A 17,826-nucleotide genomic window follows, 5' to 3' on the forward strand; every position below is an offset into this window, starting at 1 on the left:
GTGATCGAACTGTTGGCCACATTGAAGGCTAAAGATATTCAGCTGGCGGTCGCGGACGACCAATTGCGGGTCAACGGCAACAAACAGGCGTTGAACGACCCGGCGTTGCTGGCGCTGTTGCGCGAGCACAAACCGGCGCTGATCGAACTGATCAAGGCCGGGCAGTACTCGGCCAGCAAGCATGGCCAGGTCGAAGTGCCGGCCAATGGCATCGTCTCGGGCACCACGCGCATCACCCCGGCGATGCTGACGCTGGTCGAACTCGACCAGGCGACCATCGACCACCTCGTCGCACAAGCCCCCGGCGGCGCGGCCAACGTGCAGGACATCTACCCGCTGGCGCCGTTGCAGGAAGGCATCCTGTATCACCACGTCAGTGGCGGTGACGGCGATCCGTATGTCATGCAATCGCATTTCGCCTTTGCCAGCCGCGAGCGTTTTCAAGCGTTCGCTCAAGCGCTGCAAGCAGTGATCGATCGCCATGACATTCTGCGCACCGCTGTGCATTGGGCAGGGCTGGACGCGCCGGTGCAGGTGGTCTGGCGTCGGGCCGAACTGCCAGTGGAAGAGGTGACGTTGCCTGATGCAAATGGCGACGTGCTGGCGTATCTGCATGAGCGTTTCGACGCCCGGCACTTCCGCCTCGACGTTACCCTGGCGCCACTGATGCGTCTGGCCCACGCCTGGGATGAAGCCGGGCAACGGGTGATCGCCACGCTGCTGTTCCATCACATGGCCCTCGACCACTCGGCCCTCGACGTGGTGCGCCACGAAATGCGCGCCTGCCTCACCGGGCAGCGTGAACTGCTCGGGCGCCCGGTGCCGTTTCGCAACTACGTGGCGCAGGCGCTTCTGGGTGTCAGCGAGGCCGAGCACGAGGCGTTTTTCCGCGAGATGCTCAGCGACATCGACGAACCGACGCTGCCTTACGGCCTGCAGGATGTGCAAGGCGACGGCAGCGAAATCGTCGAACTCAGTGTGCCGGTCGCGGCGCTGTTGGGCCAGCGTCTGCGGGCGCAGGCACGGACGCTCGGCGTCAGTGTCGCCAGCCTGTTCCACCTCGGCTGGGCGCAGGTACTGGCCGCGCTGACCGGCAAGCAGCAGGTGGTCTTCGGCACGGTGCTGATGGGTCGCATGCAAGGCGCCGAAGCGATTGACCGGGCGCTGGGAATTTTCATCAACACCTTGCCGTTGCGGGTGAACATCGACGGCCAGGATGTGCGCGCGGCAGTCAACGCCACCCACGCCCGGCTGACCACGCTGATGCGTCACGAACACGCACCGCTGGCTCTGGCTCAGCGCTGCAGTCACGTTCTGGCGCCGACGCCGCTGTTCAGCACGCTGCTCAATTATCGCCACAGCCACAACGTCGCCACCGCCAGTGCCGAAACCCTCGCGGCGTGGGACGGTATCTCCACGTTGCATTCCGAAGAGCGCAGCAACTATCCGTTGACGATGAGTGTCGATGACCTCGGTGATGCATTCAGCCTGACCCTGCTGGCCAGCACCCAGACCGATCCGCAGCGTATCTGCGATTACCTGCACTGCGCGCTGGAAAACCTCGTGCTCGCGCTGGAGCAGGCGCCGCAGACACCGATCAACCAACTGCCGATTCTGCCGGCGGCGGAGCTTGAACAGGTGCTGCTCGACTTCAATGCCACCCATGTGGATTTCCCGGCTGCACAGACCATCCAGCAACGTTTCGAGGCACAGGTGGCCCAGCGGCCTGAGGCGCTGGCGGCAGTGTTTGCCGATGCGCATTTGACCTACGCCGAACTCAATCAGCAGGCCAACGCTTTGGCGCATCACCTGATCGGCCTGGGCGTGAAACCGGATGACCGCGTGGCGATCGTCGCCCGCCGTGGGCTGGACACCCTGGTCGGACTGGTGGCGATCCTCAAGGCCGGCGCCGGTTATGTGCCGATTGATCCGGCGCATCCGGCCGAGCGATTGAACTACCTGCTCGACGACAGCGCGCCAGTCGCCGTACTGACCCAAAGTCATCTGCGCGAGCGACTGCCGGCGCTAAACGTGCCGGTGCTCGACCTCGATCACTGCAACTGGCCGCTGACGGTTACGCAAAACCCGCAGGTACCGGGCCTGAGCTCCGCGAACCTGGCCTACGTGATCTACACCTCCGGCTCCACTGGTTTGCCCAAAGGCGTGATGGTCGAGCATCACACCTTGAGCAATCTGGTCGACTGGCACTGCACGGCGTTCGACCTCTGCGCCGGGCGCCACACCTCAAGCCTCGCCGGCTTTGGTTTCGATGCGATGGCCTGGGAAGTCTGGCCGGCGTTGTGTGCGGGCGCGACCCTGCATCTGGCGCCGACTCACGAGGGCGGCGAAGACATCGATGCCTTGCTCGCGTGGTGGTGCGCGCAGCCGCTGGACGTGAGCTTCCTGCCGACCCCGGTGGCTGAATACGCCTTCAGCCAGAACCTCGAACACCCGACCCTGCGCACGCTGCTGATCGGCGGCGACCGCTTGCGGCAGTTCAATCGCAACCAGCATTTCGACGTGATCAACAACTACGGCCCGACCGAGGCCACAGTGGTCGCGACCTCAGGTCTGGTGCAAAGCGGCGACGCGCTGCACATCGGTAAACCGCTGAGCAATGCCACGGTGTACCTGCTCGACGAACAGCAGCGCCCGGTGCCGCTTGGCGTGGCGGGCGAGTTGTACGTTGGCGGTGCCGGGGTTGCCCGTGGCTACCTGAACCGCCCGGACATGACGGCCGAGCGCTTTCTGCGTGACCCGTTCAGCCCCTTGCCGAATGCGCGGATGTACCGCACCGGCGACCTTGCACGCTGGCGCGAGGACGGCAACATCGAGTACCTGGGGCGCAACGACGATCAGGTGAAAATCCGTGGCGTGCGCATCGAGCTGGGCGAGATCGAAACCTGCCTCAACCAGTTGCCGGGGATTCAGGAAGCGGTGCTGCTGGCCCGCGAAGATCAACCCGGCCAGCCGCGACTGGTGGCGTACTTCACCGAGCAGGCGCAGGTCGAAGCGCTACCGGTGGGCGAGTTGCGCGCGCAATTGCTCAGCCGGTTGCCGGAGTACATGGTGCCGACCGCGTTCGTCAAACTCGCCGCGCTGCCGCTGACCGCCAATGGCAAGGTCGACCGCAAGGCCTTGCCGGCACCGGCTCTGGCGGCGCTGTTCACCCGCGAGTACGCGGCGCCCGAAGGCGAGGTGGAAACCGCGCTGGCGCAGATCTGGGCCGACGTGCTGCAGGTCGAGCGGGTCGGGCGGCAGGATCACTTTTTCGAACTCGGCGGGCATTCGTTGCTGGCGATGCGCATGGTCTCGCAAGTGCGCCAGCGCCTGGGTGTCGAGCTGGCGCTGAGCGATCTGTTTGCCAATGCCGAACTGGCGGCGATCGCGTCAGTGCTCAGCGAGGCCGGACGCTGTGCGCAACCGCAGATCGTGCCGGTACCGCGTGACGGCGCGTTGCCGCTGTCGTTCGCCCAGCAACGCTTGTGGTTCCTCGCGCAAATGGAAGGCGCTAATACCGCCTACAACATTCCCGTGGCGATGCGGCTGCGTGGCCGTCTCGACGACGCGGCGCTGCAACGCGCGCTGGCGCGGATCGTCGCCCGCCACGAAACCCTGCGCAGCCGTTTCGCCCAATTCAACGACGAAGCGCAGGTGCTGATTGCCCCGGTGGATACCGGTCTGCTGCTGCGGGTCGAAGACCTGCGTCAGCACCCGCAACCCGAGGAAACCCTGCAGGCGCTGATTCAGGGCGAAGCCTCCGGGCCGTTCGACTTGCAGGACGATCCGTTGATTCGCGGGCGACTGGTACGCCTGGCGGATGATCACCATGTGCTGTTGCTGACCCTGCACCACATCATCTCTGACGGTTGGTCGATGGGCGTTTTGACCCGCGAACTGATGGCGCTGTATCAGGCGATCAGTCATGGCCAGCCGGATCCATTGCCGCCGCTGGCGCTGCAATACACCGACTACGCGGTGTGGCAACGGCGCTGGCTCAGCGGCGAGGTGCTGCAACGCCAGAGCGAATACTGGCAACAGACGCTCGCTGGTGGCCCGGCGTTGTTGATGCTGCCGACCGATCGGCCGCGCCCGGCGCAGCAGGACTATGCCGGCAGCAGCGTTGCCGTAGTGCTCGACGAGCGTCTGAGCGCCGGGCTCAAAGCCTTGGGCCAGCGCCACGGCGTGACCCTGTACATGACGCTGATGAGTGCCTGGGCGATGCTGCTCAGCCGCTTGTCCGGGCAGGCTGAAGTGGTGATCGGTTCGCCGGTGGCCAACCGCACCCGCGCCGAAATCGAAGGCCTGATCGGCATGTTCGTCAACACCCTGGCGCTGCGCATCGACACCTCGGGCGAACTGAGCGTCGAAGCACTGCTGGCGCGGGTCAAGGCGCAAACCCTGCAAGCGCAGGCGCATCAGGATCTGCCGTTCGAGCAAGTGGTGGAAATCACCCGGCCCGTGCGCAGCCTGGCGCACAGCCCGTTGTTCCAGACCTTGCTCAGTTGGGATGGCCTCGAAAGCCCGGCGCTGGCCCTCGGCGAACTGACGCTGGAAGGCGTGGCCGAGCCTAGCCATTTTGCCAAGTTCGACCTGTCGCTGAGCCTCAGTGAGTCCAACGGCATCATTCGCGGATCGCTGGAATACGCCACAGCATTGTTCGACCAGAGCACGGTCGAGCGCTTCGTCGGTTACTTCTTGCGCCTGTTGCAGGCGATGGTCGCCAACGATCAGGCGCTGCTGGAACAGGCGCCGCTGCTGGCGCCGGAAGAACAGCAGCGCTTGTTGGTCGAGTTCAATGCCACGGCGGTCGATTACAACCTTGAGCAAACCATTCACGGCTTGTTCGAGGCGCAAGTGGTGCGCTCGCCTCTGGCGCCCGCCGTGATCGCGGGTGAGCAGCCACTGAGCTACGCCGAACTTAACGCCCGGGCCAATCAACTGGCACGGCACCTGCGCGAATTGGGCGTAGGGCCGGACTCACGGGTGGCGATCTGCGTCGAGCGCGGTCTGGACATGGTGGTCGGGCTGCTGGCGATCCTGAAGGCCGGTGGCGGTTATCTGCCGCTGGATCCGGCGTATCCGCTGGAACGACTGGCCTACATGCTGGAGGACGGCGCGCCGCTGGCGGTGCTGGTGCAGGGAACGACGCGCTCGTTGCTCGGTGACGTTGGCGTGCCGGTGATCGACCTGGATCAGCCGCATTGGCAAGCGCTGCCGATAGACAATCTTGCGATAACCGAACTGGCCCCGCAGCACACCGCTTACGTGATCTACACCTCCGGTTCCACTGGCCAACCGAAAGGCGTGATCAATGAGCACAGCGGGGTAGTCAACCGCCTGCTGTGGATGCAGGACGCCTATCAACTCACCGCCAGCGACACGGTGTTGCAGAAAACCCCGTTCAGCTTCGACGTCTCGGTCTGGGAGTTCTTCTGGCCGTTGATGACTGGCGCCCGATTGGTCATGGCCCGGCCCGAGGGACACAAGGATCCGCTGTATCTCAGCGAAATCATCGAACGCGAACACATCACCACACTGCACTTTGTTCCGTCGATGCTCGACGTCTTTCTCGCCCACGCCGACACCGCACGCTGCAGCAGTCTGCGGCAAGTCATGTGCAGCGGCGAAGCGTTACCGGGCAGCGTGGTGCGGCGTTTCAAACAGCAACTGCCGGCCAGCCAATTGCACAACCTCTATGGCCCGACCGAAGCCGCGGTGGACGTGACCGCGTGGAACTGCGCCGGGCCGTTGGAATACACCCCGGACAACACGCCGATCGGCAAACCGATCGCCAACACCCGCATGTACATCCTCGATGCCCAGCAACAACCGGTGCCGCACGGCGTGGTCGGCGAGCTGTACATCGGTGGCGTGCAGGTGGCGCGCGGTTATCTGAATCGCCCGGAACTGAACGCCGAGCGCTTCCTCACCGATCCGTTCCAGAACAATGGGCGGATGTACCGCACCGGCGACGTCGCGCGTTATCTACCGGACGGCAACATTGAATACCTCGGCCGTAACGATGATCAGGTGAAGATCCGTGGCCTGCGCATCGAACTCGGTGAAATCCAGGCACGCCTGACCCAGATCGATGGCGTGCAGGAAGCCGCCGTACTGGCCCGCGAAGACGTGCCGGGCGACAAGCGTTTGGTCGCGTACTACACCGGCGCACCGCTGGAAGTCGAAACACTGCGCAGCCATTTGCTGGAGCACCTGCCGGACTACATGGTGCCTGCGCTGTTCGTGCATCTCGATGCATTACCGCTCAGCCCCAACGGCAAACTCGACCGCAAGGCGCTGCCGGCCCCCGATCTGGCGGCGCAGACCGCCCGTGAATACGAAGCGCCGATCGGCGAAGTGGAAATCGCGCTCGCGCAGCTTTGGGCTGAACTGCTCAAGGTTGAGCGGGTAGGGCGCCACGATCATTTCTTTGAACTGGGTGGTCACTCGCTGCTGGCGGTGAATCTGGTGGCGCGGATGCGCCGTGCCGGCCTGAGCGCCGACATTCGCGTGCTGTTCAACCAGCCGACCCTCGCCGCGCTGGCCGCTGCCGTGGGCGGTGAGCCCGAGGCCGAAGTCGCGGCCAACCTGATCACTGCGGACTGCACGCGCATCACCCCCGAGCTGTTGCCACTGGTGGCGCTCGACCAGCCGAGCATCGACCGCATCGTCGCGAGCATCCCCGGCGGTGCGGCCAACGTGCAGGATATTTATCCGCTGGCGCCGTTGCAGACCGGCATCCTGTTCCACCATTTGTCCGCCGCACAGGGCGATCCGTATGTGTTGCAGGCGCAGTTCGCGTTTGCCGATGAACAACGCCTGAACACCTTCACTCAAGCCTTGCAGAACGTAATCCAGCGCCACGACATCCTGCGCACTTCGCTGTTCTGGGACGGGCTGCAAGACCCCGTGCAAGTGGTCTGGCGTGAGGCGCCGCTGGCGTGCGAAGCGCTGCAACTGAATGGCGCGGACGGCGATGTACTGGAGCAATTGCGCCGGTGTTTCGATACCACGCAGTACCGCATGGCCGTCAATCAGGCACCACTGATGCGCGTGGTGCACGCCTGGGACGCCGCCCATCAGCGGGTGGTGGCGTTGTTGCTGTTCCATCACCTGGTGATGGACCACGTGGCGCTGGAGGTGCTGCAACATGAAATGCAGGCGTTCCTCAGCGGCCAGCCGCAACGTCTGGCCGAGCCGGTGCCGTATCGCAATTACGTGGCGCACACCCTGTCGGGGATGAGCGACCAGCAGCACGAAGCGTTCTTCGGCGAGATGCTCGGCGACGTCGACGAACCAACCTTGCCTTATGGGCAGAATCCGGCGCAGGAAGGGCTGGCCACGCAGGCACAGTTGAGCCTCGACACCGCGTTGAGCCGCGACCTGCGCAGTCAGGCGCGGCGTCTGGGTGTCAGCGCGGCGAGCCTGATGCACCTGGCGTGGGCGCAGGTGCTGGGGCAGTTGTCCGGTCGCGATGACGTGGTGTTCGGCACGGTATTGCTTGGTCGCTTGCAGGGCGGCGAGGGCGCGGAACGGGCGCTCGGGGTGTTCATCAACACCTTGCCATTGCGCATCGATCTGCGTGCGCACAGCGTCAAGGGCGCGGCACTGGCGACGCATCAACGGTTGAGCCAGTTGCTGCAACACGAACACGCGCAACTGGCGCGCATCCAGCATTGCAGCGCGATGGCGCCGACCACGCCATTGTTCAGCACGTTGTTCAATTATCGCCACGGGGCCACGGCGGGTGGCGGTTCTGCCGAGGCCCAAACGGCCTGGCAAGGCATGCAATTGCTTGAGGCCGAAGAACACAGCAACTATCGCCTGACCCTCAGTGTCGACGATCTCGGTGAAGGCTTCAGCCTGACGGCGCTGGCCGGTGCCGGCATCGATGCGCGGCGTACCTGCGACTATCTGCAATGCGCCTTGCACAGGCTGGTGGATGCGCTGGAACGCGCGCCGCACCAAGGTTTCGAGCACCTGTCGATCCTGCCGGATGGGGAGCGCGAGCAGTTGTTGCACAGCTTCAACGCGACCCGCGCCAATTACCCACAGAGACTGACGATTGCCCAGCGTTTCGAGCAACAAACGCTTGAACGACCGCAGGCGCTGGCGGCGGTGTTTGCCGGTGCTTCGCTGAGCTATGCCGAGTTGAACCGGCAGGCCAACAGTCTGGCGCATCATCTGATTGCATCGGGTGTACAGCCTGACGACCGCGTGGCCATCGTCGCCCGGCGCGGTCTCGATACGCTGGTCGGGCTGGTGGCGATTCTCAAGGCCGGCGCCGGTTATGTGCCGGTGGATCCGGCGCACCCGGCGGAGCGCCTGAGCTATCTGCTGCAAGACAGTGCGCCCGTCGTGGTGCTGAGCCAAAGCGATCTGCGTGAACGCCTGCCGGCATTGACGGTGCCGCTGATCGACCTTGATCTGCGCCAATGGTCAAACGAGCGCATCGACAACCCATCGCTGCCGGCCCTGAGCCCGCAGCATCTGGCTTACGTGATCTACACCTCCGGCTCCACCGGTTTGCCGAAAGGCGTGATGGTCGAGCACCAGACGCTGAGCAACCTCGTGGACTGGCACTGCGCGGCCTTCGATCTGCACGCCGGCAGCCATACCTCAAGCCTGGCCGGGTTCGGTTTCGACGCCATGGCCTGGGAGGTCTGGCCGGCGCTGTGCGTGGGTGCGACCGTGCATCTGGCGCCAACCCATGACGGCAACGAAGACATCGACGCACTGCTTGCCTGGTGGCGTGCGCAGCCGCTGGACGTGAGCTTCCTGCCGACCCCGGTGGCCGAATACGCCTTCAGTCAGGAGCCGGCGCATCCAACCCTGAAAACCCTGTTGATCGGCGGCGATCGACTGCGTCAGTTCAACCGTAACCAGCCGTTCCGGGTGATCAACAACTATGGCCCGACCGAGGCTACGGTGGTTGCTACCTCCGGCCTGATTGCGGCGGGCGAGGTGCTGCATATCGGTAAACCGGTGAGCAATGCCATGGTGTATCTGCTCGACGCACGGCAACGCCCGGTACCGCTAGGGGTGATCGGCGAGTTGTATGTCGGAGGTGCCGGCGTGGCCCGTGGTTACCTGAACCGTCCGCAGATGACCACCGAACGCTTTCTGCGCGATCCGTTCAGCAGCCTGCCAAATGCACGTATGTACCGCACCGGCGACCTTGCGCGCTGGCGTGAGGACGGCACGCTCGAGTACCTCGGGCGCAACGACGATCAGGTGAAAATCCGCGGCGTGCGTATCGAGTTGGGCGAGATCGAAACCCGGCTCAATCAGCTCCCCGGCGTCCAGGAGGCGGTATTGCTGGCCCGTGAGGACGAACCCGGTCAGCCACGGTTGGTGGCGTATTACACCGAGCAGGGCGCAGCACTGAGCGTTGGCGATCTGCGCGCCCGGCTGTTGGCGCAACTGCCGGAGTACATGGTGCCGGCGGCATTCGTCAGGCTCGACGGATTGCCGCTGACCGCCAACGGCAAGGTCGACCGCAAGGCATTGCCGAAACCTGACCTGACTGCGCTATTCACCCGCGAATACGTCGAACCGCAAGACGAGCTGGAAACAGCGCTGGCGCAGATCTGGGCCGAGGTGCTGCAGGTCGAGCGGGTTGGCCGCCATGATCACTTCTTCGAACTCGGCGGGCATTCACTGCTGGCTATGCGCATGGTCGCGCAGGTGCGTCAGCAACTGGGACTGGAGCTGGTGCTGGCTGATCTGTTCGCCAACCCTGTACTGGCGGCGGTCGCCGAATGCCTGTGCGTAGCGCAGGTCAGTAGCCAACCGCAGATCGTAGCGGTGCCGCGTGACGGCACGCTGTCCTTCGCCCAGCAACGCCTGTGGTTCCTCGCGCAAATGGACGGCGGCAATTCGGCGTACAACATTCCGCTTGGCCTGCGCCTGCATGGACGCCTCGATGTCGAAGCCTTGCAGCGCGCACTGACGCAGATCGTTGCGCGGCACGAAACGCTGCGCAGCCGTTTCGTCAGCGTCGACGATCAGGCGCAGGTGGCGATTGCACCGGTCGATAGCGGTCTGCTGTTGCAGGTGGAGGACCTGCGCCAGGATCCACAGGCCGAAGCCACGGTGCAGGCACTGCTCGCGCAGGAAGCCGCGACTGCCTTCGATCTGCAGCACGATCCGCTGATTCGCGGACGCCTGCTGCGTCTGGCTGACGATCATCATGTGCTGTTGCTGACCGTGCATCACATCGTCGCCGATGGCTGGTCGATGGGCGTGCTGACCCGTGAGCTGATGGCGCTGTACCAAGCCTTCAGTCACGGGCAACCGAATCCGTTGCCACCACTGGCGCTGCAATACGGCGACTACGCCGTGTGGCAGCGGCGCTGGCTCAGCGGTGAAGTGCTGCAGCGGCAGAGCGATTACTGGCAGCAGACCCTCGACGGCGCGCCGGCCTTGCTGACCCTGCCCACCGACCGTCCGCGTCCGGTACAGCAAGATTTCGCCGGCAGCAGCGTCGAAGTACGCCTGGATGAGCATCTGAGCACCGGGCTCAAAGCCTTGAGTCAGCGTCACGGCGTGACTCTGTTCATGACCCTGATGAGTGCCTGGTCGCTGTTGCTGAGTCGTCTGTCCGGGCAGTCCGACGTGGTGATCGGCTCGCCGGTGGCCAACCGCACCCGGGCCGAGATCGAAGGCCTGATCGGCATGTTCGTCAACACCCTGGCCCTGCGCATCGACACCTCGGGCGAACCGAACGTGGCCACGCTGCTGGCACGGGTCAAGGCGCGCACGCTGGAGGCGCAGGCGCATCAGGATCTGCCGTTCGAGCAAGTGGTGGAAATCACCCGGCCGGCGCGCAGTCTGGCGCACAGCCCGTTGTTCCAGAGCACGCTGAGCTGGGACAGCAACGTCGGGCCGAACCTGGCGTTGGGCGATCTGCGCCTCGAAGGTGTGGCCGCGCCGGGCCAGGTGGCCAAGTTCGACCTGACCCTGACCCTGGGTGAGGTCAACGGGGTGATTCGCGGATCGCTGGAGTACGCCACGGCGTTGTTCGATCAAGCGACCGTCGAGCGTTATGTCGGCTACCTGCAGCGCCTGCTGGCGGCGATGGTCAGCGATGAGCAGACGGTGTTGGAGCGGGTGGCGTTACTCACCGAGCCAGAGCGTCAGCGCTTGCTCTACGAGTTCAACGCCACCGCACGCGAATACCCGCAGACGTTGACCGTGCACGGGATTTTCCAGCAGCAGGCAGCGGCGCATCCCAAGGCGGTGGCGGCGGTGCATGGCGAGCATTCGCTGAGCTACTTTGAACTGAACGCCCAGGCCAACCGTCTGGCGCATCACTTGATCAGCCAGGGCGTGCAGCCGGGCGATCACGTGGCGATCCTGTTGCCGCGTTCGCTGGAGCTGCTGGTGGCGCAACTGGCGATTGCCAAGTGCGCGGCAGCCTATGTGCCGCTGGACATCAATGCCCCAAGCGAGCGGCAGGCATTCATGGTCGAGGACTGTCACGCGGCGGCGTTGCTGACCCTCAGCCGTGAAGTCATCGACTACGCTGCGCCACGCATCGACCTCGACCGCTTGACCCTCAGCGGCCAACCGACGCACAACCCGAATCTGGCGCAGTCCTCGGAGTCGCTGGCGTACATCATGTACACCTCCGGCTCCACCGGCACCCCGAAAGGCGTAATGGTGCCGCACCGCGCTATCGGCCGCCTGGTGCTGAACAACGGTTACGCCGATTTCAATGCGCAGGACCGCGTGGTGTTCGCCTCCAATCCGGCGTTCGACGCCAGCACCATGGACATCTGGGGACCGCTGCTCAACGGCGGGCGTGTGGTGGTGATCGATCACCAGAGCCTGCTTGATCCGAACGCGTTCGGCCATGAATTGAGCGCCTCCGGGGCGACCGTGCTGTTCGTCACCACGGCGCTGTTCAACCAGTACGTGCAGCTGATTCCGCAGGCGCTCAAAGGCTTGCGCATTCTGCTGTGTGGCGGTGAGCGCGGCGATCCGGCGGCGTTCCGTCGACTGCTGGCCGAGGCGCCGGCGCTGCGCATCGTGCATTGCTACGGTCCGACCGAAACCACCACTTACGCCACCACCTTCGAAGTGCGTGAAGTGGCGGAAAACGCCGAGAGCGTGCCGATTGGCGCGCCGATCTCCAACACTCAGGTTTATGTGCTCGACGCGCATCAGCAACCGGTGCCGATGGGCGTGACCGGCGAGTTGTACATCGGCGGGCAGGGCGTGGCGCTGGGTTATCTGAATCGCGCCGATCTGACCGCCGAGAAGTTCCTGCGCGATCCGTTCAGCGAGCAGCCGGGTGCGTTGCTGTATCGCACCGGGGACCTCGCACGCTGGCTGGCACCGGGGCAGCTCGATTGCATCGGGCGCAATGACGATCAGGTGAAGATTCGCGGTTTCCGTATCGAACTGGGCGAAATCGAAAACCGCCTGCTCAACTGCCAAGGGATCAAGGAAGCGGTGGTGCTGGCGCGCCGCGATGGTCAGGACATCACGCGTCTGGTGGCCTACTACACCGCGCACGCCGGGCGCCTGGACAGCGCCGATCTGCACGCGCAGTTGCTGGCGCGACTGCCGGAATACATGGTGCCGACCGCCTGGGTACAACTGGATGTACTGCCGTTGAACAACAACGGCAAGGTTGACCGCAAGGCGCTGCCGGCGCCGACCCAGGCAGCGATGCTAAGTCGGGTGTATGTGGCGCCGATCTCGGCGCTGGAACAACATTTGGCGCGGATCTGGGCCGGTTTGCTGCAACTCGAACAGGTCGGTCGTCACGACAACTTCTTCGAACTGGGCGGGCACTCGTTGCTGGCAATGCGCATGCTGTCGCAGGTGCGCCAGCAGTTGGGCGTCGAGCTGACACTCGCCGAGTTGTTCGCCAATCCCGAGCTGGCCGCTGTCGCCGAAGTGCTGAGCCGGGCGGGGCGCAGCACCTTGCCGGAGATTTTGCCGGCGCCCCGCGACCTGCTATTGCCGCTGTCATTCGCCCAGCAACGCCTGTGGTTCCTGGCGCAGATGGACGGCGGCCACAGCGCCTACAACATCCCGGTCGGTCTGCGCCTGCGCGGTCGGCTGGATGAAGACGCGCTGCAACGGGCACTGGCACGCATCGTTGCGCGTCACGAAACCCTGCGCAGCCGCTTCCGCCAGATCGACGATCAGCCGCAGGTGCTGATCCTGCCGGCCGAGAGCGGTCTGTTGCTGGCGGTAGAAGACCTGCGTCAACACCCACAGGCTGACAATGCCTTGCGCGGCCTGATCGAGGAACAGGCCTGCGCCTCGTTCAATCTGCAGCACGATGCGCTGCTGCGCGGACGTCTGGTGCGTCTGGCCGACGACCATCATGTGCTGTTGCTGACGCTGCACCACATCATCGCCGATGGCTGGTCGATGGGCGTGCTGACCCGCGAGTTGGCCGCGTTGTATCAAGCGTTCAGCCGTGGCGAAGACGATCCGCTGCCGCCGCTGGCGCTGCAATACACCGACTACGCGGTGTGGCAACGGCGCTGGCTCAGTGGCGAGGTGCTGCAGCGCCAGAGCGATTACTGGCAGCAGACCCTGGCTGGCGCTCCGGCCTTGCTGACCCTGCCAACTGATCGTCCGCGTCCGCCCCAGCAGGACTACTCCGGCAGCCGTGTCGACATGCTGCTCGATGAGCAGTTGAGCGCCGGTTTGAAAGCGTTGTGTCAGCGTCGCGCGGTGACGCCGTACATGGTGATCATGAGCGCCTGGGCGATGTTGCTCAGCCGTTTGTCCGGGCAGAGCGACGTGGTGATCGGTTCGCCAGTGGCCAACCGCACCCGTGCGGAGATCGAAGGCCTGATCGGCATGTTCGTCAACACCCTGGCGCTGCGCATCGATACCTCGGGCGAGCCGAGCGGCGAGGCGCTGCTGTCGCGGGTGAAGGCGCAAACCCTGGGCGCTCAGGCGCATCAGGATCTGCCGTTCGAGCAAGTGGTGGAAATCAGCAAACCAGTCCGCAGTCTGTCGCACAGCGCGTTGTTCCAGACCATGCTCAGTTGGGACAACAACGACGACCCGAGCCTGAGCCTCGGCGACCTGACCCTGGAAGGCGTGGCCGGCGACAGCCATTTTGTGAAATTCGATCTGTCGCTGAGCCTCGGCGATTCGCCCGACGGCATTCGCGGTTCGTTGCGCTACGCCACGGCGTTGTTCGATGAGGCGACGGTGCAGCGGTTTGTCGGCTACTTCCAGCGACTGCTGGCGGCGCTGATCAATGATGATCGGGCCGTGCTTGCGCGAGTGCCGTTGCTCGCACCGCAGGAGCAGCAGCGTTTGCTGGTCGATTTCAATGCCAGCGCTGTTGATTGTCCGTTGGAGCAACCGTTGCACGCCTTGTTCGAAGCGCAGGTGCGGCGCAAACCGGACGCTGTCGCGCTGCAATCCGCGCAAGGAAACCTGACCTACCGCGAGCTCAATCAGCGCGCCAACCGCTTGGCCCAGTACCTGCGCGAACTCGGTGTGCAGCCGGATGCGCGGGTGGCGATTTGCGTCGAGCGTGGGCTGGATCTGATCGTTGGTCTGCTCGGCATCCTCAAGGCTGGTGGTGCCTATGTGCCGCTGGATCCGGGGTATCCGGCGGAGCGTCTGGCCTACATGCTCAAGGACAGCGCGCCGACCGCGGTGCTGGTGCAGACCGCTACTCGCGGGTTGTTCGATGAAGGTGCCGCGGCGTTGATCGACCTGGATTACGGCAGTTGGCAACATTTGCCGGATCACGATTCGCCAGTGCCGGGCCTCAGCGCCTCGAACCTCGCCTACATGATCTACACCTCGGGCTCTACCGGGTTGCCGAAAGGCGTGATGATCGAGCATCGCAGCGCCTGCAACATGGTGCATTGGGGTTCGCAGCTCAGCCCGCCGACCGAGCACGGTGCGCTGCTGCAAAAAGCGCCGTTCAGCTTCGACAGTTCGGTGTGGGAGATTTTCTGGCCGCTGTGTTCCGGGATGCGTCTGGTACTGGCGCGACCGGACGGCAACCGCGATTCGGCGTATGTGGTGCAGACCATTCGCGAGCAGCAGGTGACGGTAGTCAAGTTCGTCCCGGCGCTGCTGCAGCAGTTCATTGAGCAGGACGGTGTCGAGCAATGCACCAGCCTGACCGATGTGCTCAACGGTGGCGGCGAACTCAGTGCAGCGCTGGCGCGGCAGGTGCGTGATCGCTTGCCTTGGGTGCGGTTGCACAACGTTTATGGCCCGACTGAAACCACGGTGGACAGCACGGGCTGGACGCTGGAACCGGACATGCCGGTGCCGGACAGCGTGGTGCCGATCGGCAAAGCGTTGAGCAATACCCGCTTGTACGTGCTCGATGCGTACGGTCAACCGGTGCCACAAGGCGTCAGCGGTGAGTTGCACATTGGCGGCGTCGGCGTGGCGCGCGGTTACCACGGCTTGCCGGAGATGCAGGCCGAGCGCTTCATCGACAGCCCGTTTGTTGCCGACGATCACCTGTACCGCACCGGGGATCTGGCGCGCTACAACAATCATGGGGAACTGGAATTCCTCGGCCGCAACGACTTCCAGATCAAGCTGCGGGGCTTGCGCCTGGAGCCGGGGGAAATCGAGGCACGGTTGATCGAACATCCGGCGATTCGCCAAGCGGTGGTGATGGTGCGTGATGAGCGTCTGGTGGCCTGGTACAGCTTGCGCGCCGGCATCGACGCGCCATCGTTGGAAACCTTGCGCGGCCATGTGCTGGAGCGTTTGCCGGAGTACATGGTGCCCGGCGCGTTTGTGCTGCTCGACACTTTGCCGCTGACACCGAACGACAAGATCGACCGCAAGGCCCTGCCGGAACCGGGGGCCGACGCCGTTATCAATCGCCCATACGTGGCGCCCGAGGGTGAAGTCGAAACCGCGCTGGCGCAGATCTGGGGCGAGGTGCTTGGCGTCGAACAGGTCGGACGGCACGACAACTTCTTTGAACTCGGTGGGCATTCGTTGCTGGCGGTGAAGCTGGTCAATCTGCTGCAACGGGCCGGGCTGCAACTGTCGCTGGCCGAACTGTTCCAGCATCCGAGCATCGAGTCTGCCGCCGCGCTGCTCAGTCAGGATGAGGCGCTCAGTCAGCCTGACGGGCTGGTCGTGGTGCGTGCCGGGGCGCACGGTACACCGCTGTTCCTGCTGCATGAATTCAGCGGCAGGGATGTGTATTTCCCGACGCTGGCCCAGCACATCGGTGGCGAGTTCCCGATTTACGGCCTGCCCGGCGTACCCTTTGGGCAAGCGCAATTGCGCACGCTTGAGTGCATGGCGCAGCGCATGGTCGGAATCATCCGTGCGGTGCAGCCACACGGCCCGTATCGGCTGGCGGGCTGGTCGTTCGGCGGGGTGCTGGCGCACGAGGTCGCCCAGCAATTGCTCGGTCTCGATGAACCGGTGGAATTTATCGGCATGCTCGACAGCTATGCGCCAAACCCGCTCGCCCAGGACAAGGCAATGTGGAGCGGCGAGGGCCTCGACAAGCGTCAGTTGCTCGGCCATTGCCGTGGCCGTTCGCTGATGCTCGGTGCTGAAAGCGAGGCGGCGCTGGAGGCGGTGCAAGTGCTGGAGGCGCAAGTCGAACAACTGGATTTCCCCGAGCTGTTCAAGCGCTGTCAGGCGCAGCAGCTGACCGATCCGGAACAGGCCACGGTCAGCGCGGCGGACGCCTGGCATTACTTTGATCGCGAAGCGGCGCATCGTCTGGCGCTGGCGCATTACCGGGTCAGCCCGGCGAGCCAGCCGATCCACCTGTTCCGTGCCCAGGAATTGATGGACGGACAGTCGATGCCGAGCCCGACGCGCGGCTGGGAAGAGCGCTTCGACATTGGCCTGCTGCGTTGCATCGACATCCCTGGCGATCACCGGACCATGATGAAACACCCGCACATCCAAGCGCTTGGCCAGGCCATTACCCAGGCGCTGGAAACCCTGGTGACGCCGGAACCGGCGCTGTATCAACCGCTGCTGACGATTCAGACCGGGCAGCCGGGGCATGCGCCGATTTTCTGTGTGCCGGGGGCGGGTGACAGCGTCACCGGGTTCATTCACTTGACCGAGGCGATCGGCCCGGAGTGGCCGATCATCGGCTTGCAACCGCGCGGGCTGGACGGCGTCAGTGTGCCGCACAGCGCGGTCGAAGCCGCTGCCGCGTTCTACCTGCAAGCCATCGAGCAGATCCACCCGCAGGGGCCGCTGCACCTGATCGGCCATTCGTTCGGCGGCTGGGTCGCGCATGCCATGGCGGCGCAGTTGCAGGCGGCCGGGCGCGAGGTGGCTTCGCTGACCTTGATCGACAGCGAGGCACCGGGCGGTGACGGCACGGCGGGCAAGCCGTACACGGCCACTGCCGCGCTGCAACGGCTGATCGACACCCTGCAGTTGTCCTGTGGCAAATCGCTGGGCATCGATCCTGCGACCTTCGCCAACGCCGACGACACCACGCAATTGCGCCTGCTGCACGCAGGCATGGTGCGCGCCGGGGTGTTGTCGGAGCGCGCGGCGCCGGACGCGATGCACGGCCCGGTACGCACCTTCGCCAGCGCCTTGCGCACGGTCTATCAACCGCGACTGGCCTATACCGGGCCGGTGCGGCTGGTACTGGTCGATGACCCGACGCTGGACGAGTGGGGCAATCAGCGCGAACAGGCGGCGGTGCTTGAAGGCTGGCAGCGGCAGGTCAGCGATCTGGCGGTGTGGTACGGGCCGGGCAACCACTTCACGATTCTCAAGGCGCCCAACGTCTTCAGTTTCGCCGCGTGGTGGCATGACGGCCTGGCGCTGGCGGTCGGCGAAGTGCTGTCCTGAGTATGGTTG

The 17,826-nt window shown here is 64.6% G+C and carries 1 protein-coding gene; it reads left to right on the top strand.

The features are described from left to right. On the top strand, positions 1 to 17,817 hold the full coding sequence (locus HDC30_RS23110; RefSeq protein WP_409347924.1) for a non-ribosomal peptide synthase/polyketide synthase: 17,817 nt from the start codon (positions 1 to 3) through the stop codon (positions 17,815 to 17,817). Positions 17,818 to 17,826: the final 9 nt, after the last annotated feature.

The organism is Pseudomonas sp. JAI115, assembly GCF_014200835.1.
In the GTDB taxonomy this organism is placed as follows: domain Bacteria; phylum Pseudomonadota; class Gammaproteobacteria; order Pseudomonadales; family Pseudomonadaceae; genus Aquipseudomonas; species Aquipseudomonas putida_A.